27 protein-coding genes are annotated in these 23,202 nt (G+C 66.0%); 13 read left to right on the top strand and 14 right to left on the bottom strand.

Features of this window, described 5'->3' with window-relative positions:
• Positions 1-33 precede the first annotated feature (33 nt).
• Positions 34-1,338, bottom strand: a complete 1,305-nt coding sequence (phoR, locus tag IB256_RS14140; protein WP_192402949.1) for a phosphate regulon sensor histidine kinase PhoR — start codon at positions 1,336-1,338, stop codon at positions 34-36.
• A 39-nt stretch (positions 1,339-1,377) separates the two neighbouring features.
• Entirely contained in the window at positions 1,378-2,067 is a 690-nt protein-coding gene (phoB, locus tag IB256_RS14135) for a phosphate regulon transcriptional regulator PhoB (RefSeq protein WP_054910046.1), read from the bottom strand.
• 312 nt (positions 2,068-2,379) lie between these two features.
• On the opposite strand from phoB, the gene IB256_RS14130 reads away from it, so the two are divergent.
• Positions 2,380-2,745, top strand: a complete 366-nt coding sequence (locus IB256_RS14130) for a hypothetical protein (protein WP_192402947.1) — start codon at positions 2,380-2,382, stop codon at positions 2,743-2,745.
• 75 nt (positions 2,746-2,820) lie between these two features.
• On the opposite strand, the gene ubiA is transcribed toward IB256_RS14130, so the two are convergent.
• Both ubiA and IB256_RS14120 read right to left on the bottom strand, forming a co-directional pair.
• Positions 2,821-3,711, bottom strand: a complete 891-nt coding sequence (gene ubiA, locus IB256_RS14125; RefSeq protein WP_192293610.1) for a 4-hydroxybenzoate octaprenyltransferase — start codon at positions 3,709-3,711, stop codon at positions 2,821-2,823.
• 27 nt (positions 3,712-3,738) lie between these two features.
• The gene (locus IB256_RS14120) at positions 3,739-4,278 is read right to left on the bottom strand and encodes a chorismate lyase (protein ID WP_192402994.1); all 540 of its coding nucleotides are present in this window, start codon (positions 4,276-4,278) and stop codon (positions 3,739-3,741) included.
• Positions 4,279-4,513: 235 nt separating this feature from the next.
• Here IB256_RS14120 and IB256_RS14115 point away from each other — a divergent pair, with 235 nt between their 5' ends.
• The 5 genes from IB256_RS14115 (at position 4,514) to IB256_RS14095 (ending at position 7,309) form a co-directional block, all read left to right on the top strand.
• Positions 4,514-4,681 carry a rubredoxin gene (locus tag IB256_RS14115; RefSeq protein ID WP_015479573.1) on the top strand — a complete coding sequence of 56 codons (168 nt, stop codon included), beginning with the start codon at positions 4,514-4,516 and terminating at the stop codon, positions 4,679-4,681.
• A 198-nt stretch (positions 4,682-4,879) separates the two neighbouring features.
• Positions 4,880-5,047 carry a rubredoxin gene (locus tag IB256_RS14110; protein ID WP_017520693.1) on the top strand — a complete coding sequence of 56 codons (168 nt, stop codon included), beginning with the start codon at positions 4,880-4,882 and terminating at the stop codon, positions 5,045-5,047.
• Between the two features lie 101 nt (positions 5,048-5,148).
• Entirely contained in the window at positions 5,149-6,303 is a 1,155-nt protein-coding gene (locus tag IB256_RS14105) for an NAD(P)/FAD-dependent oxidoreductase (protein ID WP_081515142.1), read from the top strand.
• A 196-nt stretch (positions 6,304-6,499) separates the two neighbouring features.
• Positions 6,500-6,772, top strand: coding sequence for an HU family DNA-binding protein (locus IB256_RS14100; protein WP_017520695.1), 273 nt, complete (start codon positions 6,500-6,502; stop codon positions 6,770-6,772).
• Positions 6,773-6,907: 135 nt separating this feature from the next.
• A complete protein-coding gene (locus tag IB256_RS14095; protein WP_081515143.1) occupies positions 6,908-7,309 on the top strand; it encodes a helicase in 402 nt (133 codons plus the stop codon).
• Between the two features lie 81 nt (positions 7,310-7,390).
• Here the strand turns inward: IB256_RS14095 and IB256_RS14090 are convergent, their stop codons facing one another.
• The 3 genes from IB256_RS14090 to IB256_RS14080 form a co-directional block, all read right to left on the bottom strand.
• Positions 7,391-8,797 (bottom strand): aminoacyl-tRNA deacylase and HDOD domain-containing protein, encoded by a 1,407-nt coding sequence (locus tag IB256_RS14090; protein WP_192402945.1) that lies wholly within the window; start codon positions 8,795-8,797, stop codon positions 7,391-7,393.
• Positions 8,798-8,888: 91 nt separating this feature from the next.
• Complete coding sequence (gene recG, locus IB256_RS14085) at positions 8,889-10,964, bottom strand: ATP-dependent DNA helicase RecG (RefSeq protein ID WP_169935469.1); 2,076 nt, start codon at positions 10,962-10,964, stop codon at positions 8,889-8,891.
• The gene (locus IB256_RS14080) at positions 10,961-11,893 is read right to left on the bottom strand and encodes a hydrogen peroxide-inducible genes activator (RefSeq protein WP_081515145.1); all 933 of its coding nucleotides are present in this window, start codon (positions 11,891-11,893) and stop codon (positions 10,961-10,963) included. The genes recG and IB256_RS14080 overlap by 4 nt, the downstream gene beginning before the upstream one ends.
• Before the next feature lie 95 nt (positions 11,894-11,988).
• Between IB256_RS14080 and IB256_RS14075 the strand changes: the two genes are divergently transcribed.
• From IB256_RS14075 to IB256_RS14065, 3 genes are all read left to right on the top strand, one after another.
• Positions 11,989-12,858, top strand: a complete 870-nt coding sequence (locus tag IB256_RS14075) for an NAD-dependent epimerase/dehydratase family protein (RefSeq protein ID WP_192293600.1) — start codon at positions 11,989-11,991, stop codon at positions 12,856-12,858.
• Positions 12,858-13,658, top strand: a complete 801-nt coding sequence (locus tag IB256_RS14070) for a helix-turn-helix transcriptional regulator (protein ID WP_192293598.1) — start codon at positions 12,858-12,860, stop codon at positions 13,656-13,658. Before IB256_RS14075 ends, IB256_RS14070 begins: the two co-directional genes overlap by 1 nt.
• Before the next feature lie 67 nt (positions 13,659-13,725).
• Entirely contained in the window at positions 13,726-14,349 is a 624-nt protein-coding gene (locus IB256_RS14065; RefSeq protein WP_192402943.1) for a LysE family translocator, read from the top strand.
• A gap of 33 nt (positions 14,350-14,382) precedes the next feature.
• Here IB256_RS14065 and IB256_RS14060 read toward each other — a convergent pair whose 3' ends face one another.
• The 6 genes from IB256_RS14060 to IB256_RS14035 form a co-directional block, all read right to left on the bottom strand.
• The gene (locus IB256_RS14060) at positions 14,383-15,117 is read right to left on the bottom strand and encodes a hypothetical protein (RefSeq protein ID WP_192293594.1); all 735 of its coding nucleotides are present in this window, start codon (positions 15,115-15,117) and stop codon (positions 14,383-14,385) included.
• Between the two features lie 60 nt (positions 15,118-15,177).
• Positions 15,178-15,558, bottom strand: a complete 381-nt coding sequence (locus IB256_RS14055) for a RidA family protein (protein WP_017520704.1) — start codon at positions 15,556-15,558, stop codon at positions 15,178-15,180.
• 22 nt (positions 15,559-15,580) lie between these two features.
• Positions 15,581-17,689, bottom strand: a complete 2,109-nt coding sequence (gene spoT, locus IB256_RS14050) for a bifunctional GTP diphosphokinase/guanosine-3',5'-bis pyrophosphate 3'-pyrophosphohydrolase (protein ID WP_192293592.1) — start codon at positions 17,687-17,689, stop codon at positions 15,581-15,583.
• A gap of 60 nt (positions 17,690-17,749) precedes the next feature.
• On the bottom strand, positions 17,750-18,016 hold the full coding sequence (gene rpoZ, locus IB256_RS14045; RefSeq protein WP_045217709.1) for a DNA-directed RNA polymerase subunit omega: 267 nt from the start codon (positions 18,014-18,016) through the stop codon (positions 17,750-17,752).
• A gap of 100 nt (positions 18,017-18,116) precedes the next feature.
• Positions 18,117-18,728: a guanylate kinase gene (gmk, locus tag IB256_RS14040; RefSeq protein ID WP_045217706.1), complete on the bottom strand. Its 612-nt coding sequence runs from the start codon at positions 18,726-18,728 to the stop codon at positions 18,117-18,119.
• Between the two features lie 52 nt (positions 18,729-18,780).
• Positions 18,781-19,644 carry a YicC/YloC family endoribonuclease gene (locus tag IB256_RS14035; RefSeq protein ID WP_192293590.1) on the bottom strand — a complete coding sequence of 288 codons (864 nt, stop codon included), beginning with the start codon at positions 19,642-19,644 and terminating at the stop codon, positions 18,781-18,783.
• A 166-nt stretch (positions 19,645-19,810) separates the two neighbouring features.
• On the opposite strand from IB256_RS14035, the gene rph reads away from it, so the two are divergent.
• Positions 19,811-20,530 carry a ribonuclease PH gene (gene rph / locus IB256_RS14030; protein WP_015479557.1) on the top strand — a complete coding sequence of 240 codons (720 nt, stop codon included), beginning with the start codon at positions 19,811-19,813 and terminating at the stop codon, positions 20,528-20,530.
• A gap of 49 nt (positions 20,531-20,579) precedes the next feature.
• Positions 20,580-20,951, top strand: coding sequence for a DUF4870 domain-containing protein (locus tag IB256_RS14025; RefSeq protein WP_192293588.1), 372 nt, complete (start codon positions 20,580-20,582; stop codon positions 20,949-20,951).
• Positions 20,952-21,024: 73 nt separating this feature from the next.
• On the opposite strand, the gene IB256_RS14020 is transcribed toward IB256_RS14025, so the two are convergent.
• Positions 21,025-21,804, bottom strand: a complete 780-nt coding sequence (locus IB256_RS14020; RefSeq protein ID WP_045217700.1) for an exodeoxyribonuclease III — start codon at positions 21,802-21,804, stop codon at positions 21,025-21,027.
• A gap of 81 nt (positions 21,805-21,885) precedes the next feature.
• Between IB256_RS14020 and pyrE the strand changes: the two genes are divergently transcribed.
• Positions 21,886-22,527: an orotate phosphoribosyltransferase gene (gene pyrE, locus IB256_RS14015; RefSeq protein WP_192293586.1), complete on the top strand. Its 642-nt coding sequence runs from the start codon at positions 21,886-21,888 to the stop codon at positions 22,525-22,527.
• Between the two features lie 20 nt (positions 22,528-22,547).
• The gene (locus tag IB256_RS14010; RefSeq protein ID WP_405307447.1) at positions 22,548-23,180 is read left to right on the top strand and encodes a DUF4124 domain-containing protein; all 633 of its coding nucleotides are present in this window, start codon (positions 22,548-22,550) and stop codon (positions 23,178-23,180) included.
• The last annotated feature ends 22 nt before the right edge of the window (positions 23,181-23,202 follow it).

Here is a 23,202-nt window from a genome sequence, read left to right as displayed (position 1 = left end):
GCCCGTCTATACCAGAGTCGAAGTCGGGCACCGCTATGCGCGGCCCTCGACCTGCTGCGGCGGGAAGTGGCAGGTGAAGCTGCTGCCCTTGCCCGGCACGCTGCTGATGTCCAGGGTGCCGCGGTGGCGCAGCAGCACGTGCTTGACGATGGCCAGGCCCAGGCCGGTGCCGCCGGTGCTGGCATTGCGGCTGGAGTCGACGCGATAGAAGCGCTCGGTCAGGCGTGGCAGGTGCTTGGGATCGATGCCGATGCCGCTGTCCTGCACGGCGAGGTGCGCGCCTTGCTCGTCGGCCCACCAGCGGATGCGGATCTCGCCTTCGTCGGGGGTGTACTTCACGGCGTTGAACACCAGGTTGGAGAAGGCGCTGCGCAATTCGGCCTCGCTGCCCTTGAGCTTGACCTTCGAATCCGCCTCCAGGCTGATGCGATGGCTGCGCGCGCCGGACAGCGCCTGGGCGTCGTTGCGGATCGACAGCAGCATCAGGTCCACCGCCACCGGCTTGTTGTCCGCCGGGTAATCGGTGGCTTCCAGCTTGGCCAGCAGGAGCAGGTCGTTGAGCAGGTTCTGCATGCGCCCGGCCTGCTGCTGCATCTGCTGCAGTGCTCGAGTCCAGCGCGGGTTCACGTCCTCGACATTGTCCAGCAGCGTCTCCAGGTAGCCGGCGATCACCGTCAGCGGCGTGCGCAGCTCGTGGGAGACGTTGGCGACGAAGTCCTTGCGCATCTGCTCCAGCTGATGGACGCGGGTCACGTCGCGCACCAGCATCAGGTGCTCGCCGGCGCCATAGAGAGTGATGTGGAACTGCAGGCGCAGGTTGTCGTTGATCGGCGAGGAGAGCTCCAGCGGCTCGCGGTAGTCCTCGCCCTCGAAGTATTCCTTGAAGCGCGGATGGCGCACCAGGTTGGTCACTGGCTGGCCGCCGTCCTGCGGGCTCTTCAGGCCCAGAAGGCGCTCGGCGGACTGGTTCCACCATTCCAGGTTGCCGTCGCGGTCGAGCAGGATCATGCCGTCGCGCAGCGCCGCGGTGGATTCCTGCATGCGGTCGATCACCGCCTGCAGGCGCCCGCGAGCGCGCTGGTTGCGTCGCTGCAGGTGGTAGATGCTGTCGAACACCTCGCCCCACAGGCCGTAGCCATCGGGCGGGGCTTCATCGGGCTGGTGGTTCTTCAGCCACTTGTGCAGGCGCAGCAGCTGCCAGGTCGACCAGCCAAGGTAGGTGGCCAGCGCCACGGCAATGGCCCAGCCGTACTGCCCGGTGATCAGGCCGAGCAGTGCGCCGGCGGCTACGACTAGCAGCAGGTGGCGTATCAGCACGCCACTCCAGTTCTGGGTCACGAAATTCCGTTCCTTGTGCCCGCCAGATGAGAAGCCGGGTCAGCTTTTGGTCGAGAAACGATACCCGGTGCCGCGCACGGTCTGAACCAGATTTTCGTATACCTCGCCCAGGGCCTTGCGCAGACGGCGGATATGCACGTCGACGGTACGCTCCTCGACGTAGACGTTGCCGCCCCAGACCTGGTCCAGCAGTTGGCCGCGGGTGTAGGCGCGTTCCTGGTGGGTCATGAAGAACTGCAGCAGACGGTATTCGGTGGGACCCATCTCGGCGGGCTTGCCGTCGATGGTCACGCGGTGGCTGATCGGGTCGAGCATCAGGCCGCCGACTTCGATCGGCGTCTCGCTGTCGCCGGCACCGGTGCGGCGCAGCACGGCTTTCAGGCGGGCAACCAGTTCGCGCGGGGAGAAGGGCTTGGTGATGTAGTCATCCGCGCCGACTTCCAGACCCTGGATCTTGTTGTCCTCTTCGCCCTTGGCGGTGAGCATGATGATCGGGATGGCCGAAGTCAGCTCGTCGCGCTTGAGGCGGCGGGCCAGCTCGATGCCAGAGGTGCCCGGGAGCATCCAGTCGAGCAGGATCAGGTCCGGCTTGCGATCGACGATCACCGCGTGAGCCGTCTGGGCGCTGTCGGCCTCCAGACATTCGTAGCCGGCCATCTCCAGGGCCACGGCGATCATTTCCCGGATCGGAGCTTCGTCATCGACGATGAGGATTGTCTTGCCAACCATGCTGAGGCCTCAGAATTTCTGTAATGCGCCGCATTAGATAACGGAAATATTTCATGAATGTGACACCGCGATGGTAGCTGAGCCTCGTGCCAGAGCGCTCGTCTATGCTCATGGGGTCGCCGCACGCTTACCGTGCGGCACAAGCGGAACCCACCGGCCCGGTCGGCGGTGTGCCCGGCAGAGAGCCTGCCGGAGTCTTGCGATGACGGTAGTGAGTGCGTTGTCGACGTCGCCCTGGCCGGCCCTGCCTGCAATCCCGCCGCCTTTGCGCCGATGCTCGCGCCGTTTCCACCTCACCAGAGGAGAAACACTATGAAACTGCTAATCCCGGCCCTGGCAATGGGTCTGATGCTGCCGGCGATGTCTGCCCTGGCCGCGGCGCCCGGCATGGAGAAGAACGGCATGCTGGTCGATGCCAAGGGCATGACCCTCTACACCTTCGACAAGGACAGTGGCGGCAAGTCGATGTGCAATGGCGGCTGCGCGCAGAACTGGCCGCCCCTGATGGCCTCGGCCGACGCCAAGGCGATGGGCGACTGGACCATGATCAAGCGCGATGACGGCACCGTGCAGTGGGCCTACAAGGGCAAGCCGCTGTATACCTTCGTGCAGGACCAGAAGGCCGGCGACATGGCTGGAGAAGGCAAGATGGGTGTCTGGCACATGGCCAAGCCCTGATGTGATCCGCATTTCCCTGTAGGAGCGGGCCACGCCCGCGATCGGGCGCATGGCGCGCTCCTGCAGGGGCCCCGATCAGCGCAGGGCGAAGTCCGCCACAGTGCCGAGGAAGATCGCCAGCCCCGCCCAGTGGTTGTGCAGGAAGGCCTTGAAGCACTTCATCGGCTCGCGGTCGCGGGTCGAGTGGAACTGCCAGGCGAAGCAGCCGGCCGCTACGGCCAGGCCCAGGTAGTAATACAGGTGCATCGCCAGCTTGTTGCCGGCCAGGATCAGCAGCAGGAGCATCAGGCCCTGCAGGCTCAGGTTGATTACCCGGTCAGCGTCGCCGAAGAGAATCGCCGTGGACTTCATGCCCATCTTCAGGTCGTCCTCGCGGTCGGTCATCGCGTAGTAGGTGTCGTACGCGACCGTCCACAGCACGTTGGCGAAGAACAGCAGCCAGGCCACCGCCGGCAGCATGCCGCTGGCCGCGGTGAAGGCCATCGGGATGCCCCAGGAGAACGCCGCGCCCAGCACCACCTGCGGGTAGTAGGTGTAGCGCTTCATGAAGGGGTAGAGCGCCGCCACCGCCGCGCCGCCGAAGGACAGCCAGATGGTCTGCTCATTGGTGCACAGCACCAGCAGGAAACTCAGCCCCAGCAACGTAAAGAAGGCAATCCAGGCCTCGCGCACGGTGATCTTGCCGGTCGCCAGCGGGCGCGCCTTGGTGCGTTCGACGTGGCCGTCGAGCTTGCGGTCGGCGAAGTCGTTGATCACGCAGCCGGCCATGCGCATCAGCACGGTGCCGAGGACGAAGATCACCAGGTTCTTCAAGCTCGGCACGCCGCCGCTGGCCATCCACAGTGCCCACAATGTCGGCCAGAGCAGCAGGTAGATGCCGATCGGCTTGTCCATGCGCGTCAGCTGGATGAAGTCCCAGGCGCGGGGATGCAGGCGGGCGAGGGGTTTGATCAGGGCGACGAACATGGCGGCCTCCGGAAAACGATCCGGGAATTATACGGGCTGTTGTTCCACGCGGTGCCACAGCGATGGCAGGAAAACCTCGGCGACCAGCACGCCCAGGCCGTCGCGGCTGAAGCAGGAACGGCGGCCCCACAGACGCTCGGTGCGCACTTCCGCCGGCAGGCTGGCGGCCGGGTAGCGGCAGACCTCGATGGGGCCGCGCTGAAAGGCGCGGTCGCTGAACAGCAACTCACCCAGGGAGCGCGTGCCGAGCAGGCGCAGGTCGAAGCCGGAGCCTTCCAGCGCCGAACGCGCGGCGACGCTGCGGGCGAATACCCAGGGCGTGCCGTGGCCTTTCAGGTACACCTCGCGCACCCAGCCCTGGCTGCCGTCCGGCACACCCAGCGCGACGCACTCGTCGGTACGCAGGCGGTGCCAGCCCTCGGCCAGCGGCTGCACGGCGAAGTTATCGGCGGAGAGAGCCGTCAGCCGGCGCGTCAGCGAGCCTTCGTCGAACAGCCAGTCCACGACCTGGGCGGCGGGAGCGGGGTGCAACTGGGCGGAAGTGAGCCAGCGGGGCGGATGGATCAGGGCGGCTTCGGGCACGGCTTGGACTGCGGTTGGCCAGGGACGCGGCAGCTTAACATGGCGCCTTTGCGCGGCCGATTGCGTTGTCCGCAAGAGTGCATTACGCCAGACCCCACCAAAGGTTTGGCCAGCCGCCCGGCGTTTTCCATGGGGCTTGCGCCGCAAGCCCATCGCCAGTACAAAGCCGGACATTGGATGCACTGACGTCCAAGCGACAAGAACATGAGGGTGATAGCTGATGAAGAAGTGGCAGTGCGTGGTTTGTGGCCTGATCTATGACGAGACCAAGGGTTGGCCGGAAGAGGGCATCGCCGCCGGTACCCGCTGGGAAGACGTGCCGGAAGACTGGCTGTGCCCCGATTGCGGCGTCGGCAAGCTGGATTTCGAGATGATCGAGATCGGCTGATACCGCCCGGATCGATTCCCGCGACGGCGGCCCTCGGGCCGCCGTCTGCGTTTGCGCACCCCGCAAGCCCGCGCCTGACGCGGTAGACTGGAGGCGCGCCGGGTTGACCCTGCTGACGGAGCCCGGCGTCGCGCCCGCCGTTGGCCGGTGCGCGGCGATACGTTAGCTTCACCGGGCAATCGCAGGAGGGCTTGGCTGATGCGCAAATGGCAATGCGTGGTCTGTGGCTTCATCTACGACGAGGCACTGGGCCTGCCGGACGAGGGCATCGCCCCCGGCACGCGCTGGGAGGACATCCCGGCGGACTGGGTCTGCCCGGATTGCGGCGTGGGCAAGATCGATTTCGAGATGATCGAAATCTCCTGAGCCCCTGCCCGAACGAATTCATGCGGCGACTCCACGGTCGCCGCGCCGTCTGTACTGAAGTGCCGTCTTTACCGGGTGGCGATTCTTGAGGTGAGAGAGTAATGAGCGACAACGCACCGCTGGTGATCATCGGAACTGGCCTGGCCGGCTACAACCTCGCCCGCGAGTGGCGCAAGCTGGACAGCGAGACGCCGCTGCTGCTGATCACCGCCGACGACGGGCGCTCCTACTCCAAGCCGATGCTCTCCACCGGCTTCTCCAAGGACAAGGACGCCGACGGCCTGGCCATGGCCGAGGCGGGCGCCATGGCCGACCAGCTCAAGGCGCGCATCCTCACCCATACCCGTGTCACCGGCATCGACCCGGGCCACCGGCGCATCTGGATCGGCGAGGAAGAGATCCACTACCGCGACCTGGTACTGGCCTGGGGCGCCGAGACCATTCGCGTGCCGGTCGAGGGCGACGCCCAGGACCTGATCTTCCCGATCAACGACCTGGAAGACTACGCGCGCTTCCGCAGCGCCGCCGCCGGCAAGCGCCGCGTGCTGCTGCTGGGCGCCGGCCTGATCGGCTGCGAGTTCGCCAACGACCTCTCCAGTGGCGGCTACCAGCTCGACGTGGTAGCGCCGTGCGAGCAGGTCATGCCCGGCCTGCTCCATCCGGCCGCCGCCCAGGCGGTGCAGCAGGGGCTGGAAGGCCTCGGGGTGCGCTTCCACCTCGGCCCGGTGCTGAACAGCCTGGTGCGCGCCGGCGACGCCCTGGAAGCGCACCTCTCCGATGGCCAGGTGATCCCCTGCGACCTGGTCGTCTCTGCCGTCGGCCTGCGCCCGCGCATCGACCTGGCCGCCGCCGCCGGTCTGGATATCAATCGCGGCGTGATGGTGAACCGCGAACTGCGCACCTCCCACGCGAACATCTATGCCTTGGGCGACTGCGCCGAGGTCGACGGCCTCAACCTGCTCTACGTGATGCCGCTGATGTCCTGTGCCCGCGCGCTGGCGCAGACCCTGGCCGGCAAGCCGACGCCGGTTGCCTACGGCGCCATGCCGGTGACCGTGAAGACGCCGGTGTGCCCGCTGGTGGTGTCGCCGCCGCCGCGTGGCAGCGAGGGCGAATGGCGGGTGGAAGGCTCTGGCCCGGACCTCAAGGTGCTGTGCCGGGATACCGCCGGTCGATTGCTCGGCTATGCCCTGACTGGGGCCGCCGTGAGTGAAAAACTCTCCCTGAACAAGGAGTTGCCGGCACTACTGGCGTGACAGGCGTCGCCAATGGCGTTTTTGCCTTGGGAAAGTGCCCGCAAATTGTCAGACGATACTGGCGTACCAGCTTTCGGCGTGCCATTCTCCCCCCGTCTGCCGCAGCCTAGAGCCTGTACGGCAAGCCTGCGGTGCCTTGGGCGCTGTTGGGAAGACAGCACGGACACAACAACAACAAACCGTCAAAGAGGCATTTATGCGTAAACCAGAACTCGCCGCCGCGATCGCCGAGAAGGCCGACCTCACCAAAGAACAAGCCAACAAGGTGCTGAACGCGCTGCTGGATGAAATCACTGGCGCGCTCAACCGCAAGGACAGCGTTACCCTTGTCGGTTTCGGTACCTTCGTTCAGCGCCACCGTGGCGCCCGTACCGGCAAGAACCCGCAAACCGGCCAGCCGGTCAAGATCAAAGCCAGCAATACCGTTGCCTTCAAACCGGGCAAGGCGCTGAAAGACGCCGTCAACTGATCGCGTCTGACCCGGAGCCAGAGCGGCTCCGGGTTGCCTCCTCCAGTTACATAATCCCTCCAAAAGACCGGATGTAGTCCGTTTTCAAACTGGCTACAATGCGCAGACTATTGTCTCGAACGTCGAGGTTTGTGCATGAAATTCCGTCTACTCCTGTGGATGCTCGGTCGCCTGATGGCCAAGGCCAGCCGCGAAAACCCGGCGTTCCAGAAGCAGCTCGAAGGCAAGGACCTGGTGTTCCAGCTCCACACGCTCGACGGCAAGGTCGCGCGCCATTACATCGTCAAGGACCTCAAGGTCAGCGCCCGTCGCGGCACCCATCCACAGCCGGCCTTCGCGCTGGGCTTCAAGGACGGTGCCTACGGCTTCGCCACCATGACCTCGAAGAACCCGCAGCTGGCGTTCATGCAGGGCATCCAGAACAAGGACATCCAGATCCAGGGCAACCCCGGCCTGGTGATCTGGTTCCAGGGCCTGGTGAAGTACCTCAAGCCGAAGAAGAAAGCCGCGCCGGGCAGCGACAAGAAAGCCGCCTGAGGCGCTTTCGACGGACAGAAAAAAGGCCCCTGACGGGGCCTTTTTCATGTCTGCATCGCGACGGCTTCAGCCTTGGTACATTCAGTGCGCGGGATTGAACTGGCTGGCCAGCTCGCGCAGCACCGCTTCGGCGTCGAGTACCTTGCGCACGGCGTCTTCGGCCTTCTCGCGGGGGATGTCCAGGCGATCCAGCAGGTCCTGCGGAATGTCGGTCTCCGGGCCGCTGCCGATGCCGTGGTTGCGCAGCAGGCGGGTCGCCAGGCAGACCAGGTTGGCATAGGCCGAGCAGTCACCGGCGTAGGTCGGGTCGTGCTGGAAGCGCAGCGCGGTGTAGATCTCTTCCGGCATGTCCCAGGTGCGCATCAGCCAGGCGCCGATCTGCTCGCGGGTGATCCCCAGCAGGTGCTGCTCGACGAGGTTGTGCTCGACGTGCGGGTTCACCTCCAGGTGCCGGCAGATCAGCGAGAAATGCGGCGGGAAGATGTGCGCCAGGACCAGGTAGCCGATGCTGTGCAGCAGGCCGCCGAGGTAGGTCAGGCCGGCTTCCGGGCGCTCGGCGCGCGGCACGGCGCGGGTGAGACCCTCGATCACCGCGGCGGTGTAGATCGCCTGGTGCCAGTAGGGCGTGGCGTGCTGTGGCTGGTCCTTGGGCAGGCTCAGGGTCTTGCCCAGGGCCAGGCCCAGGGCGAGGTTGATTACCAGGTCGAAGCCCAGTACGCGGACGATGGCGTCCTCCACCGAGCGGATCTTGCCGGGCGCGGCGTAGTAGGGCGAGGCCGCCCAGCTGACGACCTGCGCGGCCAGCGCCGGGTCGGTCTCCACCACGCCGGTGATGTCGTCCACGGTGGCGTTGGGGTCGACGCGCAGCTTGATGATCTTCTGTGCGGTTTCCGGCAGCGGCGGAATCTCGATGGTTTCCTCGAGGCGCTGCTGGATGCGGCGGGCGGTGAACGCCTGCACGGCCTGGGTGATTTCCTTGCGGTCGTCGTCCGGGCGGTCGAGGTTCGGCCGGATCGATTCCAGCGCCACGCCGAAGCGCGCCGCGCTGGCTTTTTCCAGCAGGCTGCGGAAGGACGCGGTGGGAATCTCCAGCAGCGTGCCTGCTGCGCCGGATTCGATCAGCAGCTGGGGTTCCTGCAACAGGCGCTCGTCATACAGGCACGGCGAGCTGGTCAGCGGCGGCAGCGCCGGCAGGCGGCCGAGCTGGTGCTTGCCGAGCATGCGCTCCAGGCGATCGGGCTTGACCGCCACCAGCTTGCGGCCAGTGAGTTCGGCCAGGCGGTTCAGGTCCAGCAGTTGGCTTTGCGGGAACAGCACCAGCAGGGTGCCGACGGCATCTTCCAGCAGGCTGGCCTGTACCCGGCGCGTGGCTGGGAGCGTAGTGACATCGCAGACTTCGCGAGACGGTATGCCCAGCTTGGCGAGCAGCTGCAGGATGACCTCTGGGGCCTGCGAGGAGTCGGATGGGGCGCGTGCGGCGTCGCTCATGAATGTGATCCGGTTATCAACGGCTGGGTCGGAGTATAACCACGCAGTCAGCGTGACCGAGCAGTCAACTGACCGATGAAGGTGAAATAGATCACACTTGCCCGTATTGCTGCCCGTGTCTCAGCCAGCGTGCCAGCAATGGGCTGACCGATTGAGGCCAGTGTGCCAGCAGGGCCTGGGCGGCATCGCGCACCGCCGGCAGCAGGTCGGCGTCGCGCATCAGGTCGGCCACCTTGAATTGCAGCAGGCCAGTCTGACGGGTGCCGAGCATTTCGCCGGGGCCGCGCAGCTCCAGGTCCTTTTCGGCGATGACGAAGCCGTCGCAGGTCTCGCGCATGATCCCCAGGCGCTCGCGGCCGATCTGCGACAGCGGCGGGTGGTAGAGCAGCACGCAGTGGCTCGCCGCGCTGCCCCGGCCGACGCGGCCCCGCAGCTGGTGCAATTGGGCCAGGCCCAGGCGCTCGGGGTTCTCGATGATCATCAGGCTGGAGTTGGGCACGTCCACGCCGACTTCGATCACCGTGGTGGCGACCAGCAACTGCAGCATGCCTTCCTTGAAGGCTTCCATGACCACGGCCTTGTCCGCCGGCTTCATGCGCCCGTGGATCAGGCCGACGCGCAGCTCGCCCAGCGCCGAGGAGAGTTCCTCATAGGTGGTTTCCGCGGCCTGGCAGGTGAGTTCTTCGGATTCCTCGATCAACGTGCACACCCAATACGCCTGACGGCCTTCCGCACAGGCGGCGCGCACCCGCTCGATCACTTCGATGCGGCGACTGTCGGCCACCAGCACGGTGTTTACCGGGGTGCGGCCGGGCGGCAGCTCGTCGAGGATCGAAGTATCGAGGTCGGCGTAGGCGCTCATTGCCAGGGTCCGCGGAATGGGCGTGGCGGTCATGATCAGCTGGTGCGGGCAGAGCCGGCCGTCGACGCCTTTCTGGCGCAGGGCAAGACGCTGCTGTACGCCGAAGCGGTGCTGTTCGTCGATGATTACCAGGGCCAGGCGCTTGAACTTCACTTCGTCCTGGAACAGCGCGTGGGTGCCGACGATCATCGGCGCGCCGCCGGCGATCTGTTCCAGTGCGCTGGCGCGGGCCTTGCCCTTGAGCTTGCCGGCCAGCCAGGCGACTTCGATGCCCAGCGGCTGCAGCCACTTGGTGAAGTTGAGGAAGTGCTGCTCGGCGAGGATTTCGGTGGGCGCCATCAGCGCCACCTGGTAGCCGGCTTCCAGCGCCTGCAGGGCGGCGAGGGCGGCGACCACGGTCTTGCCGGCGCCGACGTCGCCCTGCACCAGGCGCAGCATGGGTTCGGGCTGGGCGAGGTCGTAGGCGATCTCCGCGCCGACGCGCTGCTGCGCGCCAGTGGGCTTGAAACCGAGGTTCTTCAGGTAAAGCGCCGGCAGGCGCTTGGCCGGCGGCAGTTGCGGCGCGGCCTGGGAGCGCACGCTCTCGCGCAGGCGTTGCAGCGACAGCTGGTGAGTCAGCAGTTCCTCGAAGGCGAGACGGTGCTGGGCCCAGTGGCGGCCTTCGGCGAGTTCTTCCAGGTCGGCGTCCGGCGGTGGCCGGTGCAGGTAGCGGATGGCTTCGTCCAGCGGGCCCAGGCGGTAGTCGCGGGCCAGTTCCGCCGGCAGCCAGTCCGGCAGGCTCGAGGGGCCCAGGCGCGCCAGAGTCTGCTCGCTGAGCTGGCGCAGGCGCTGCTGGGTGAGGCCTTCGGTGGTCGGGTAGATCGGCGTCAGGGTCTGCTCCACCGGCGCCGCGGCGGCGTCGGTGAGCGAGCGGTATTCGGGGTGGTAGATCTCCAGGCCCGAAGCGCCGGGGCGAGCCTCACCGTAGCAACGCAGGTGCGTGCCGCGCTTGAGGTTCTCCTTCTGCGCCTGGCTGAAGTGGTAGAAGCGCAGGCTCAGGGTGCCGGTGCCGTCCTGCAGGCGCACCAGCAGGCTGCGCCGCTTGCCCATCACCACGTCGGCGCCGGAGACCACGCCTTCGACCACGGCATCCTGTCCCGGACGCAGGGCGCCGATGGGGGTGATGCGGGTGCGGTCCTGGTAGCGTAGCGGCAGGTGGAAGAGGATGTCCTGGAGGTTTTCCAGGCCGACCTTCGCCAGCTTTTCTTCCAGCGCGGCGCCCACGCCCTTGAGCGCGGTGACCGGGACGTTCGACAGATCGGTCATGCCGGCTCGGCTTCACCCTTGACGGTCGGCTTGGCGACCGAGCACAGGCGGATCGAGTCGGCCAGTACCTCGATGGCGCGCGGGCGCGGGAAGCTGGCGCGCCAGGCGATGGCGACGGTGCGGAAGGGGACTGGCGCGCTGAACGGGCGCACTTCCAGCACGCCCGGTGCGTAGTGATGGCTGTCCACGGCGGAGAACGGCAGCACCGACACGCCAAGGCCGGAGGCGACCATGTGGCGGATGGTTTCCAGCGAGCTGGATTCCACCGTGGTGTGCCTGTTTTCGCCGCCCTTGTGGGTGGTCGGGCAGGCTTCGAGCACCTGGTCGCGGAAGCAGTGGCCTTCGCCGAGCAGCAGCAGACTCTTGTCGTTGAGCAGCTCCGGGTCGATAGTCTTCTTCGCGGTCCATTGGTGGTCCGCCGGCATCAGCACGTAGAAGGGCTCGTCGAACAACTGCAGGGTCAGCACGTCGGCTTCCTGGAACGGCAGGGCGATGATGATCGCGTCCAGCTCGCCGGTGCGCAGCTTGTCGCGCAGGATATGGGTGAAGTTTTCCTCGATGTACAGCGGCATCTGCGGGGCAACCCGGTGCAGCTGCGGGATCAGGTGCGGGAACAGGTATGGGCCGATGGTGTAGATGGCGCCGACCTTGAGCGGCGAGGTCAGCTGGTTCTTGCCGGCCTGGGCCAGTTCACGGATGCCCTGGGCCTGCTCCAGCACCTTCTGCGCCTGCGCCACGATGCCTTCGCCGACCGGGGTCAGGCGCACCGCACTCTTGCTGCGCTCGAAGATCAGTACGCCGAGCTCGTCTTCCAGCTTCTTCACGCCCACCGACAGGGTCGGCTGGCTGACGTGGCAGCGCTCCGCGGCGCGGCCGAAGTGTTGCTCCTGGGCAAGCGTGACGATGTAGCGCAGTTCGGTAAGGGTCATGGCGACTAAGTCCGTTGAGGTGGCCCAAGCATAGCGGCTGCACCGCCGCGAACCAACCGCGCTAAACTGCCGAGCTTTGATTCGCGGAGCCAAGCATGAGCAAGAGCACCTTCCCCAGCCTGATGATCGTCGGTTGCGGCGATGTCGGCAGCCGCCTGGGACGCCAACTGGCCGCCCGTGACTGGCGCGTCCACGGCCTGCGCCGCAACGTTGCCGCGCTGCCGCTGGAAGTGCTGCCGGTGGCCGGCGACCTGGGCCAGCTCGAATGCCCGGACACCTGGCCGGTGGGCAAACTGGACTACCTGGTGTTCTGCGCCGCCGCGACCCAGCACGATGAAGCCGGCTATCGCGCTGCCTACGTCGAAGGCCTGCGCAACACCCTCGGCTGGCTGCAGCAGCGCGGGCAGTTGCCCAAGCGCCTGCTGTTCGTCTCCAGTAGCGGCGTGTACGCCCAGCGCGATGGCGAGTGGATCGACGAGACCTCGCCCGCCGAAGCCCAGAGCTATTCCGGCAGCGTGATGCTCGAAGCCGAGCAGCTGGCGCTGCAGAGCGGCATTCCCGCCAGTGTCGTGCGTCTCACCGGCATCTACGGCCCTGGTCGTGAGTGGCTGCTCAAACAGGTGCGCGAGGGCTACCGCGTCGCCAGCGAGCCGCCGCTGTACGCCAACCGCATCCATGCCGAGGACGCCGCCGGCCTGCTCGCCGCGCTGTTGGAGGCCGACCGCAGCGGCGTGGCGCTGGACGACTGCTACATCGGTGTCGACGACGAACCGGCGGCGCTGCACGACGTGGTCGGCTGGCTGCGCGAGCATCTGGGCGTCACCCACTGGGCCGACGAGCAGACCGTACGCCGCGCCGGCAGCAAGCGCTGCAGCAACGCCCGCGCTCGCGCGCTGGGCTGGGAGCCGCGTTACCCGAGCTTCCGCGAAGGCTACGCGGCCATCCTCGCGGGTAAGCGGGACTGATGGACGCCAACCGGCTGCTGGTGCGCCCCTGGTTACCGGGGGTGGAGTTGTTCCATGCGGACTTCTCCGGCCAGCCGTTCGGGCGCCACAGCCATGATGCCTTTGCCATCGGCGCCATCCTGCACGGCGCGGGTGGCTACCAGTGCCGCGGCGCGCACCACGTGCTGCCGGCCGGCACCCTGTCGCTGATGAACCCGGAGGAGCCGCACACTGGCAATGCCGAGTCCGAGCGGCTGGTCTATCGCATGCTCTATATCGAAGAGTCGCGCCTGCTCCCGCTGCTGGGCCGCAAGCAGTTGCCGCGCGGCTTCCAGGCGCTCAATCCGCACGATGACGGGCAGGTGGCGGAGGCGCTGCGGCGCGTCGCCACGGAGTTCGAACGCAACGACGCGCTGGCGCTGGAGAGCGAACTGCTGGCGCTGCTGGAGCTGGTGTTCGTCCGCCACGGCGGCATGCGCCCGAATGCTTCGGCATCCCGCGACGGCAGCGTCACCGCGAGGTTGCGCGACTACCTGGAAGCGCATTACCGCGAGGCGGTCAGCCTCGAAGCGCTGGCCGAGCTGCTGCAGCGCCATCCGCGCCACCTGATCGAAGCTTTCCGCAACGCCTACGGCGTGCCGCCGCACACCTACCTGCTGCAGCGGCGCATCCGCGAGGCCAAGCGCTTGCTGGTGGCCGGCGAGAAGCCGCTGGAGGTCGCGCTGAACCTGGGGTTCTACGACCAGGCGCACTTCTCCGGGACCTTCCGCCGCTTCACCGGCGTTACGCCCGGTCGCTTCCTGCGCGCCACGCGCACCTGACTTTCTTCCAAGACCGGCGAACCCCGGCGCTTCCAGACTGCGCGACGCCGCTATCCGGGAGATCGCCATGTTCGCCGCCTTCGCGCTGGTCGCCAGCACCCACTTCGCCGCCCTGCTGTCGCCGGGACCGGACTTCTTTCTGCTGATCCGCGCCGCGCTGCTGCGTGGTCGACGCCACGCCGACGGCTGTGCGGCGGGCATCGCCCTGGCCAACCTGGCGAGCATGCTGCTGGTGCTGTTCGTCCTCGGCCTGTTGCCGGAAGTGGCCAGCCATGGATTGCGGGTGGTTCAGTTGCTGGGTGGCGTCTACTTCGTCTGGCTCGGCGCGCAGGCGCTGCTGGCGCGTCGGGAGCTGGAGATTCCTGCGGAGCTGGGTGAACAGCGCAGCGGGGGATTTCTGCGCGGGATGCGCGAGGGCCTGTTTGCCAGCAGCCTGAACCCCAAGCTGCCGATCTTCTACACCGGGCTGTTCGGCGTGCTCGGGCAGTTCCACCTGCCGGGCTGGGCACTGGGAGTCTGCGTGCTGTGGATGGGCGCGGTGGTGCTGCTGTGGGACATGGCGCTGGTGCGCCTGCTGGATCGCCCGCGCTGGCGCGGCTGGCTGAAGCGCCGGGTCACGGCGCTGGACCGCCTTTGCGGCGGCCTGTTGCTGGCGCTGGGTGGCTGGCTGCTGTGGAGCGGGCTGCGCTGAAGGTTATCGTTCGCGCCCGCCCGCTCGCGCGGATCAGTCGCGCTCCAGGGTCCAGACCTTGTTGCCGGGCGCGTACTGCGGCATCTCGTCGGACTGGGCGCGGTTCACCGCTTCGAACAGCTCCAGCTTGTCGCCGTCGCGCTCGAAGAGGAATTCGCGGCCCTGCTGGCCCTGTTGCAGCCAGATGCTGTCGTTGTCGCCGCTCATGGCCGCGCAGTCGCCGGCCAGGCACAGCGCGTAGCGATCGAAGCCGGGCATGCCTTCGAGGCTGCCGTTGGCGGCGAACTTGACCTTGCTGCCCTTGCCTTCGCCTTCCTCGATGATCCAGGTGCCGTTCAGGTAGGCGGCGTAGAGGGCGTTCTCGAAGGTGCTGCCGGCCGGGCTCTGTGCGGCGGGCTGCTCCTTGGGGCGCAGGAAGCGCTGCTCGGGCCAGTTGTCGCTGCCCACCTGCACCAGCTCCTTGCCGTCAAGCTCCAGGGATTCCTGGTTGCTGCCGTAGAAGTCGACGCGGTAGTGCTTGGGATCTTCGGCGGTCAGCTGGCCTTCGCCGAGCTCGAAGCCGTTGCTGAAGGTGGCCTGGCTGGCCTTGGTGTCCAGCTTCCATTCCAGGTTCGGGCCGTAGGCCAGCAGCGCCTCGCGCAGCTTGCCACCCTTGCCGGCGGCATCGATGGCGGCCTGGTTGACCCAGACGCCGGAAGGGTCGGACGGGGTGCCGGCGCAGCCGGTGAGCAGGCCGATCAGGGCGCTCAGGATCAGGGCGCGACGCATGTTTGCTCCTTGCAGACAAAGGAACGGGGCCGCTGGGGCCCCGTAGGTGTTTCGCAGTGCTTATTCCAGGACGACGATGGCGTCCATCTCGACCTGGGCGCCCTTGGGCAGGGCGGCAACGCCGATGGCGGCGCGGGCCGGGTAGGGCTGGACGAAGTACTTGCCCATGATCTCGTTGACCTTGGCGAAGTGCGACAGGTCAGTGAGGAAGATGTTCAGCTTGGCGACGTCGTGCAGGTAGCCACCGGAAGCCTCGATGACGGCTTTCAGGTTCTCGAAGACCTGGACGGTCTGCTCTTCGAAGCCCTCGACCAGTTCCATGGTTTTCGGGTCCAGCGGGATCTGGCCGGAGACATAGACGGTGTTGCCAGCCTTGATCGCCTGGGAGTAAGTGCCGATGGCGGCCGGGGCTTTGTCGGTGTGGATAACGGTCTTGGTCATGTCGACTCCTAACGGGGTGGGATCAGTTGCGCATGCGGGTGATGCGGATCACGCCCTTGAGCGCGCGCAGCTTCTTGATGACGCGGGCCAGGTGCACGCGGTCATGCACGCTGACGACGAGCTGGACCACGCTGATGCGACCGTCGCGCTCGTCCATGCTGATCTTCTCGATGTTGCCGTCGGCGGCGTTGACGCTGGTCGCCAGCAGGGCGATCAGGCCGCGCTGGTGTTCCAGCTCGACGCGCAGTTCGACGTTGAATTCGCCGGTGACATCCTTGGCCCAGCTGAGCTGGATGCACTTTTCCGGATTGTGGCGGATTTCGCTGATGTTCCGGCAGTTCTCCAGGTGCACGACCATGCCCTTGCCGGCCGACAGGTGGCCGACGATCGGGTCGCCGGGAATCGGCGTGCAGCACTTGGCGTAGCTGAGCACCAGGCCTTCGGTGCCACGGATCGCCAGCGGCCCTTCGGCGCTGGGGGCCTGCTCACCCTCGCTGGACAGCAGGCGGCGCGCGACCACGTAGGCCATGCGGTTGCCCAGGCCGATCTCTTCGAGCAGGTCCTCGAAGACTTCCATGCGGTATTCGTTGAGCACGCCCTGGATGCGTTCCTGCGGGATCTTTTCCAGGTGGCTGTCGAAGCCGGCCAGCGTCTTGTTCAGCAGGCGCTCGCCGAGGTTGATCGACTCGGAGCGGCGCTGCAGCTTGAGCGCGTGGCGGATGTGCGTACGCGCCTTGCCGGTGACCACGAAGTTGAGCCAGGCCGGGTTCGGCCGGGTACCCGGTGCGGTGACGATTTCCACCGTCGCGCCGCTCTGCAGCGGTTCGGAAAGCGGCGCCAGGCGGCGATTGATACGGCAGGCGATGCAGCTGTTGCCGACGTCGGTGTGCACCGCGTAGGCGAAGTCGACGGCCGTGGAGCCCTTGGGCAGCTCCATGATGCGGCCCTTGGGCGTGAAGACGTAGACCTCGTCCGGGAACAGGTCGATCTTCACGTTCTCGATGAATTCCAGCGAGTTGCCGGCGCGCTGCTGCAGCTCGAGGATGCCCTTCACCCACTGACGGGCGCGGGCATGGGTGCCTTTCTGCGCTTCCTCTTCGCTGGACTTGTACAGCCAGTGCGCGGCGATGCCGTGGTTGGCCATCTCTTCCATCTCGCGGGTGCGGATCTGGATCTCGATGGGCACGCCGTGCATGCCGAACAGCGTGGTGTGCAACGACTGGTAGCCGTTGGCCTTGGGAATCGCGATGTAGTCCTTGAAGCGACCGGGGAACGGCTTGTACAGGTTGTGCACGGCGCCGAGCACGCGGTAGCAGGTGTCGACCTTGTCGACCACGATACGGAAGGCGTAGACGTCCATGATCTCGTTGAACGCCTTGCGCTTGCCGCGCATCTTCTTGTAGATGCTGAACAGGTGCTTCTCGCGGCCCAGGACCTGGCCTTCCATGCTTTCGCGGGCGAGGCAGTTGACCAGCGATTCCTGGATCTTGCCGACGATCTCGCGGCGGTTGCCACGGGCCTTCTTCACCGCCTGGCGGATGCGCTCGGAGCGCATCGGGTGCATGGCCTTGAAGCCCAGGTCCTCGAATTCCACGCGCATGCTGTGCATGCCCAGCCGGTTGGCGATGGGGGCGTAGATTTCCAGGGTTTCCTTGGCGATGCGCCGGCGCTTCTCGCCGGACAGCACTTCCAGGGTGCGCATGTTGTGCAGGCGGTCGGCCAGCTTCACCAGGATCACGCGGATGTCGCGCGCCATGGCCATGGCCATCTTCTGGAAGTTCTCGGCCTGCGCCTCGGCCTTGGACTCGAAGTTCATCTGGGTCAGCTTGCTGACCCCGTCCACGAGTTCCGAGACGGTTTCGCCGAACTGCGCGGTGAGCGCTTCCTTGGCGATGCCGGTGTCCTCGATCACGTCGTGCAGCATGGCGGCCATCAGGCTCTGATGGTCCATGTGCATGTCGGCGAGGATATTGGCGACGGCGAGCGGATGGGTGACGTAAGCCTCGCCGCTGCGGCGGCGCTGCCCGTCGTGGGCCTGCTCGGCGTAGTAGTAGGCGCGGCGGACCAGATTGACCTGGTCCGGGCCCAGATAGCTCGACAGACGATCGGCGAAGGCATCTATGCTCGGCATGGGTTCACCCCCTGCCGAGCGGTACGTCGCAGTGCACCGATTCGTCGGCCGGACATCGACTTACAGAGCCTCGTTGTTGGCCTCGTCTTCGAAGGCAGCGAACAGCGGTTCTTCTTCAACCACGTCCTCCAGCAGAACGATTTCGTTGTCGATCAGGCCGGAAGCGATTTCGCGCAGGGCGACGACGGTGGGCTTGTCGTTTTCCCACGGTACCTTCGGCTCTTTGCCGCCGGTGGCCAGCTGACGCGAACGCTTGGTGGCGAGCATGACCAGCTCGAAACGGTTATCGACGTTGTCCAGGCAGTCTTCAACGGTGACGCGGGCCATGGTGTTCCTCGTTACTAAAATGTAGGCCCGGAAAATGCCGGGCGGACTGGATAGTCTAAAAAATCGCCAATCTTTATGGAAGTGCCTTCTCTCGGCGACTTCAGGCCAACAGGCGTTGCAGCAGCTCGGTATGACGCTGCTGCTGGGCATCCTGACGGAGTTGGCGGGCGCGGAAGATCGCCTTGAGGTCTTCCAGCGCGTGGGCGAAATCGTCGTTGATCACCAGGTGATCGTATTCCACATAGTGGCTCATTTCGCTGACGGCTTCCTGCATGCGCCGCTCGATCACCTCGTCGCTGTCCTGGCCACGGTTGGTCAGGCGCTGGCGCAGGGCTTCCTGGGTCGGCGGCAGGATGAAGATCGATTGCGCCTGGGGCATCAGCCGGCGTACCTGCTGCGCGCCCTGCCAGTCGATCTCCAGGATCAGGTCGTTGCCTTCGGCGAGGGTCTTCTCGACCCAGCGCTGGGAAGTGCCGTAGAGGTTGTCGAAGACCTGTGCGTGCTCGAGGAATTCGTTGCGCTCGAGCATGGCGCGGAAGGTGTCGTGGCCGACGAAGTGGTAGTTCACCCCGTCCACTTCGCCCGGGCGCATGCCGCGGGTGGTGTGGGAGACGGAGACGCGCACGCTGGGCATGGCGTCGAGCAGGGCCTTGACCAGGCTGGTCTTGCCGGCGCCCGACGGCGCGGAAACGATGTAGAGGGTGCCGGACATGGCGCTTTCCTGGAGTTGCGGTTGACTGTGGTTGAAGCCGGATGTTTCCGGCTTACTCGATATTCTGGACCTGTTCGCGCATCTGCTCGATCAGGACCTTGAGGTTGACTGCGGCCTGGGTGGAGCGCGGGTCGAAAGCCTTCGAACCCAGCGTGTTGGCCTCGCGGTTGAGTTCCTGCATCAGGAAGTCCAGGCGCCGGCCGGCGGCGCCGCCCGCCTTGAGCACGCGGCGTACTTCGGTGACGTGGGTGGTCAGGCGATCCAGTTCCTCGGCGACGTCGCTCTTCTGCGCCAGCAGGACCATTTCCTGTTCCAGGCGCTGCGGGTCGAGCTCGGCTTTCATCTCGGTGAAGCGGTCGAGTACTTTCTGGCGCTGGTTGGCGAGCATTTCCGGCACCAGCTGGCGCAGGTTGGCCACGTCTTCCTGCATGGCTGTCAGGCGCTCGTCGATGATCTTCGAAAGCTCTGCACCTTCGCGGGCCCGGCCGGCCTTGAGTTCATCCAGGGCCTGGTTGAAGGCGGCCAGCGCGCTGGCGTTGAGCGCCTGTGGATCGGCGGCATCGCCTACCAGCACACCGGGCCAGGCCAGCACGGCCAGCGGATCGAGCGGGGCGGGGTTCTTGATCAGGTCGGCGACGGTCTCGGCGGCGGCGACCAGTTGCCCGGCGCGCTCGCGGTCGACCTGCAGCGCCTTGCCGGCGTTTTCCTCGTTGAAGCGCAGGGTGCATTCCACCTTGCCGCGCGACAGGCCCTGGCGCAGCGCCTCGCGCACCGCACCTTCGAGGTCGCGGAAGGCTTCGGGCAGGCGCAGGTTGGGCTCGAGGTAGCGGTGGTTGACCGAGCGCAGCTCCCAGCTCAGGGTTCCATGGGTGCTGGCGCGCTCGACGCGGGCGAAGGCGGTCATGCTGTGGACCATGGAGTCACCTCTCTGAATGGACTGGGAAAACGGCCGACAGGTCGTCGGAAACCGGTAATTGTACCCCAGCGTAGCGTGCCGCAGTACGCCGGCGGTGGTTGCGCCCGTCCGCTGGCCTCTATAATGGCGGACATTCCCCCGCCAGTAATCTGTACAGGATGCCTCCATGAACCGTCCCAGTGGCCGCGCCGCCGACCAACTGCGCCCGATCCGTATCACCCGCCATTACACCAAGCACGCCGAGGGCTCCGTGCTGGTCGAGTTCGGCGACACCAAGGTGATCTGCACCGTCAGCGCCGAATCCGGTGTGCCGCGCTTCCTCAAGGGCCAGGGCCAGGGCTGGCTGACCGCCGAATACGGCATGCTGCCGCGTTCCACCGGCGAGCGTAACCAGCGCGAAGCCGCGCGCGGCAAGCAGGGTGGCCGCACCCTGGAAATCCAGCGTCTGATCGGCCGCTCCCTGCGTGCCGCGCTGGACCTGTCCAAGCTGGGCGAGAACACTCTGTACATCGACTGCGATGTGATCCAGGCCGACGGTGGCACCCGCACCGCTTCCATCACCGGCGCTACCGTGGCGCTGATCGACGCCCTGGCCGTGCTGAAGAAGCGCGGCGCGCTCAAGGGCAACCCGCTCAAGCAGATGGTCGCCGCGGTGTCCGTGGGCATGTACCAGGGCGAGCCGGTACTGGATTTGGACTACCTGGAAGACTCCGCTGCCGAGACCGACCTGAACGTGGTCATGACCGATGCCGGCGGCTTCATCGAAGTCCAGGGCACCGCCGAGGGCGCCCCCTTCCAGCCGGCCGAGCTCAATGCCATGCTGGAACTGGCGCAGCAGGGCCTGCGCGAGCTGTTCGAACTGCAGCGCGCCGCGCTGGCAGACTGACCCGGCGGGCGGCACGCCCGCCCGATCTTCAAGTGCAAGGAGCGAAAGGATGAGCGACGAAGTACCGGTACAGCAGGTTCAGCCGAGCCAGGAAGCCCGCCAGTGGGCGATGTTCTGCCACTTCGCCGCCTTCCTCGGCTTCATCTTCCCCTTCGGCAACCTGCTCGGGCCGCTGATCGTCTGGCAGATCAAGCGTGAATCGGACCCGTTCGTGGACCGTCAGGGCAAGGAAGCGCTGAACTTCCAGATCACCGTGAGCCTCGCGGTGGTGGTCAGCTGCCTGCTGATGCTGGTGGTGATCGGCTTCTTGCTGCTGGGGCTGGTGAGCATCGGCGCGCTGGTGCTGACCATCATTGCCGGAATCAAGGCCAACGAAGGGCTGGATTACCGCTATCCCTTCACCTGGCGGCCGATCAAGTAAGCGCGCTCCAGACACGAAAAAGCCGGCTCGAAGCCGGCTTTTTTCTGTCCGCCTTGCGGCGGCGCGACAGGACTCAGATGCTCAGGGTCCAGTCGTAATCGACGATCAGTGGCGCATGCTGGGAGAAGCGCGGCTGGCGCGGCAGCTTGGCGCTGCGCACGAAGCGGCGCAGACCCGGCGTGAGGATCTGATAGTCGAAGCGCCAGCCCAGGTTGAGCAGGTCGGCCTGTTCGCTGTCCGGCCACCAGCTGTACTGGTCGCCTTCGCGGTTGACCTCGCGCAGGGCGTCGACATAGCCCATGGTGCCGAAGATCTCATCCATCCAGCCACGCTCCGGCGCCATGAAGCCCGGCGATTGCTGGCATTCGCGCCAGTTCTTCACGTCCAGCTTCTGGTGCGCGACGTACAGCGAGCCGCAATAGATGTATTCGCGGCGCTTGCGGCGCTGCTTGTTCATGTACTGGGCGAAATCGTCCATGAACTTGAACTTGTGGTTCAGGTTCTCGTCCCCTTCCTGCCCGGTAGGCAGCAGGAGAGTGGCGATACTCACCTTATCGAAATCGGCTTGCAGGTAGCGCCCGTAACGATCGGCCATCTCGAAACCCAGACCGCTTATGACAGCCTTGGGTTGCAGACGACTATAGATTGCGACGCCGCCCTGACTGGGCACTTCGGCATCGCAGGCGTACAGGAAGTAGCCATCCAGTTGGTAGGATGGGTCATCCAGATCGAAAGCGGAGGCGCGGGTATCCTGCAAGCAGATCACGTCGGCATTCTGGGCTTGCAGCCAACTGAGCAAACCACGCTCGGCTGCAGCCTGAATACCATTCACGTTCACACTGATGATCCGCATAAATGGCCCCCAAAATCACGTGTGTGTATGATACCCGAGCTCAAACGGTTTAGCTAAATTCATACCGGCCGGTTCTCTCCCATGCAGCCATATCAACGCGATTTCATCCGCTTCGCCATCGAGCGCGGCGTTCTTCGTTTCGGCGAATTCACCCTCAAGTCCGGACGTACCAGTCCGTACTTCTTCAATGCCGGTCTGTTCAATACCGGCGTTGCGCTGTCCCAGCTGGGTCGTTTCTACGCCAGCGCGGTGGTCGACAGCGGCATACCTTTCGACGTGTTGTTCGGTCCGGCCTATAAAGGAATTCCGCTGGCGGCCGCTACAGCCATTGCGCTGGCCGAACAGCACGGCCGCGACCTGCCCTGGTGCTTCAACCGCAAGGAAGCCAAGGACCACGGCGAAGGTGGCACGCTGGTCGGCGCACCGCTGGCCGGTCGCGCGCTGATCATCGACGATGTGATCACCGCTGGCACCGCGATCCGCGAAGTCATGCAGATCATCGACGCCCAGGGGGCCCAGGCCGCCGGCGTGTTGATCGCGCTGAACCGCCAGGAGCGCGGCAAGGGCGAACTGTCGGCGATCCAGGAAGTTGAACGGGACTTCTCGATCCCGGTCGTAAGCATTGTCTCGTTGGAGCAGGTGCTGGAATATCTGGCTGGTGACGGGCAGCTCAAGCAGCATCTCGCGGCTGTCGAGGCCTATCGAGCGCAGTACGGTATCTAACCGGAACAAGGGTGTCGGGCATGGCCAAGCAGGGTGCTTACCGCTACAGGGTGTTGATGGGGCTTCTGGGGGCCATGCTTGCAGGCCAGGTGCTAGCTGCCGGCAAACCGGCAGCCAGTGCCGGCGGCGCAGTGGAGTTGTACCGTTATGTCGATGACCGGGGCATCACCGTCATCGACCGCCTTGGCGTACCGCCGCAGTACATCGGCAAGGGCTACCAGGTGCTCAACGACCAGGGCCGGGTGATCCGTGAGGTGCCGCCAGCGCCGACTGCCGCCGAGATCGAGCAGCGCAAGGCAGATGCCGCCCGAGCCAGTTCCGACCAGCAATTGATGCGCATGTACACCAGCGTGGACGACGTCGACCGCGCACGCGACCGCAAGCTGGCTGAGCTCGATGGGCTGGCCAGCGTGGCCAAGGGCAACCTGCAGTCGCTGAAAGCGCAGCAGGCCAACCTGCAAGCCCGCGCCGCCGAGCAGGAACGCGCCGGGCGCCAGGTGCCAGAGGACCTGGTCGCGCAGCTGAGCAACCTGCGCAGCGATGAGCAACGCCTGAAGCAGGACATCGCCCGCTATCAGCAACTGCGCACCCAGGCGCAGAGCAGCTTCGCCTCCGACCGGGCGCGTTTCGCCCAGATATCCGGCGGCAACTGAGGCCGACGCTCTCGCCGCGCGT

This window comes from Pseudomonas sp. PDM17 (assembly GCF_014851985.1).
In the GTDB taxonomy this organism is placed as follows: domain Bacteria; phylum Pseudomonadota; class Gammaproteobacteria; order Pseudomonadales; family Pseudomonadaceae; genus Pseudomonas.
This window is presented reverse-complemented; position numbering and strand designations above follow the sequence as displayed.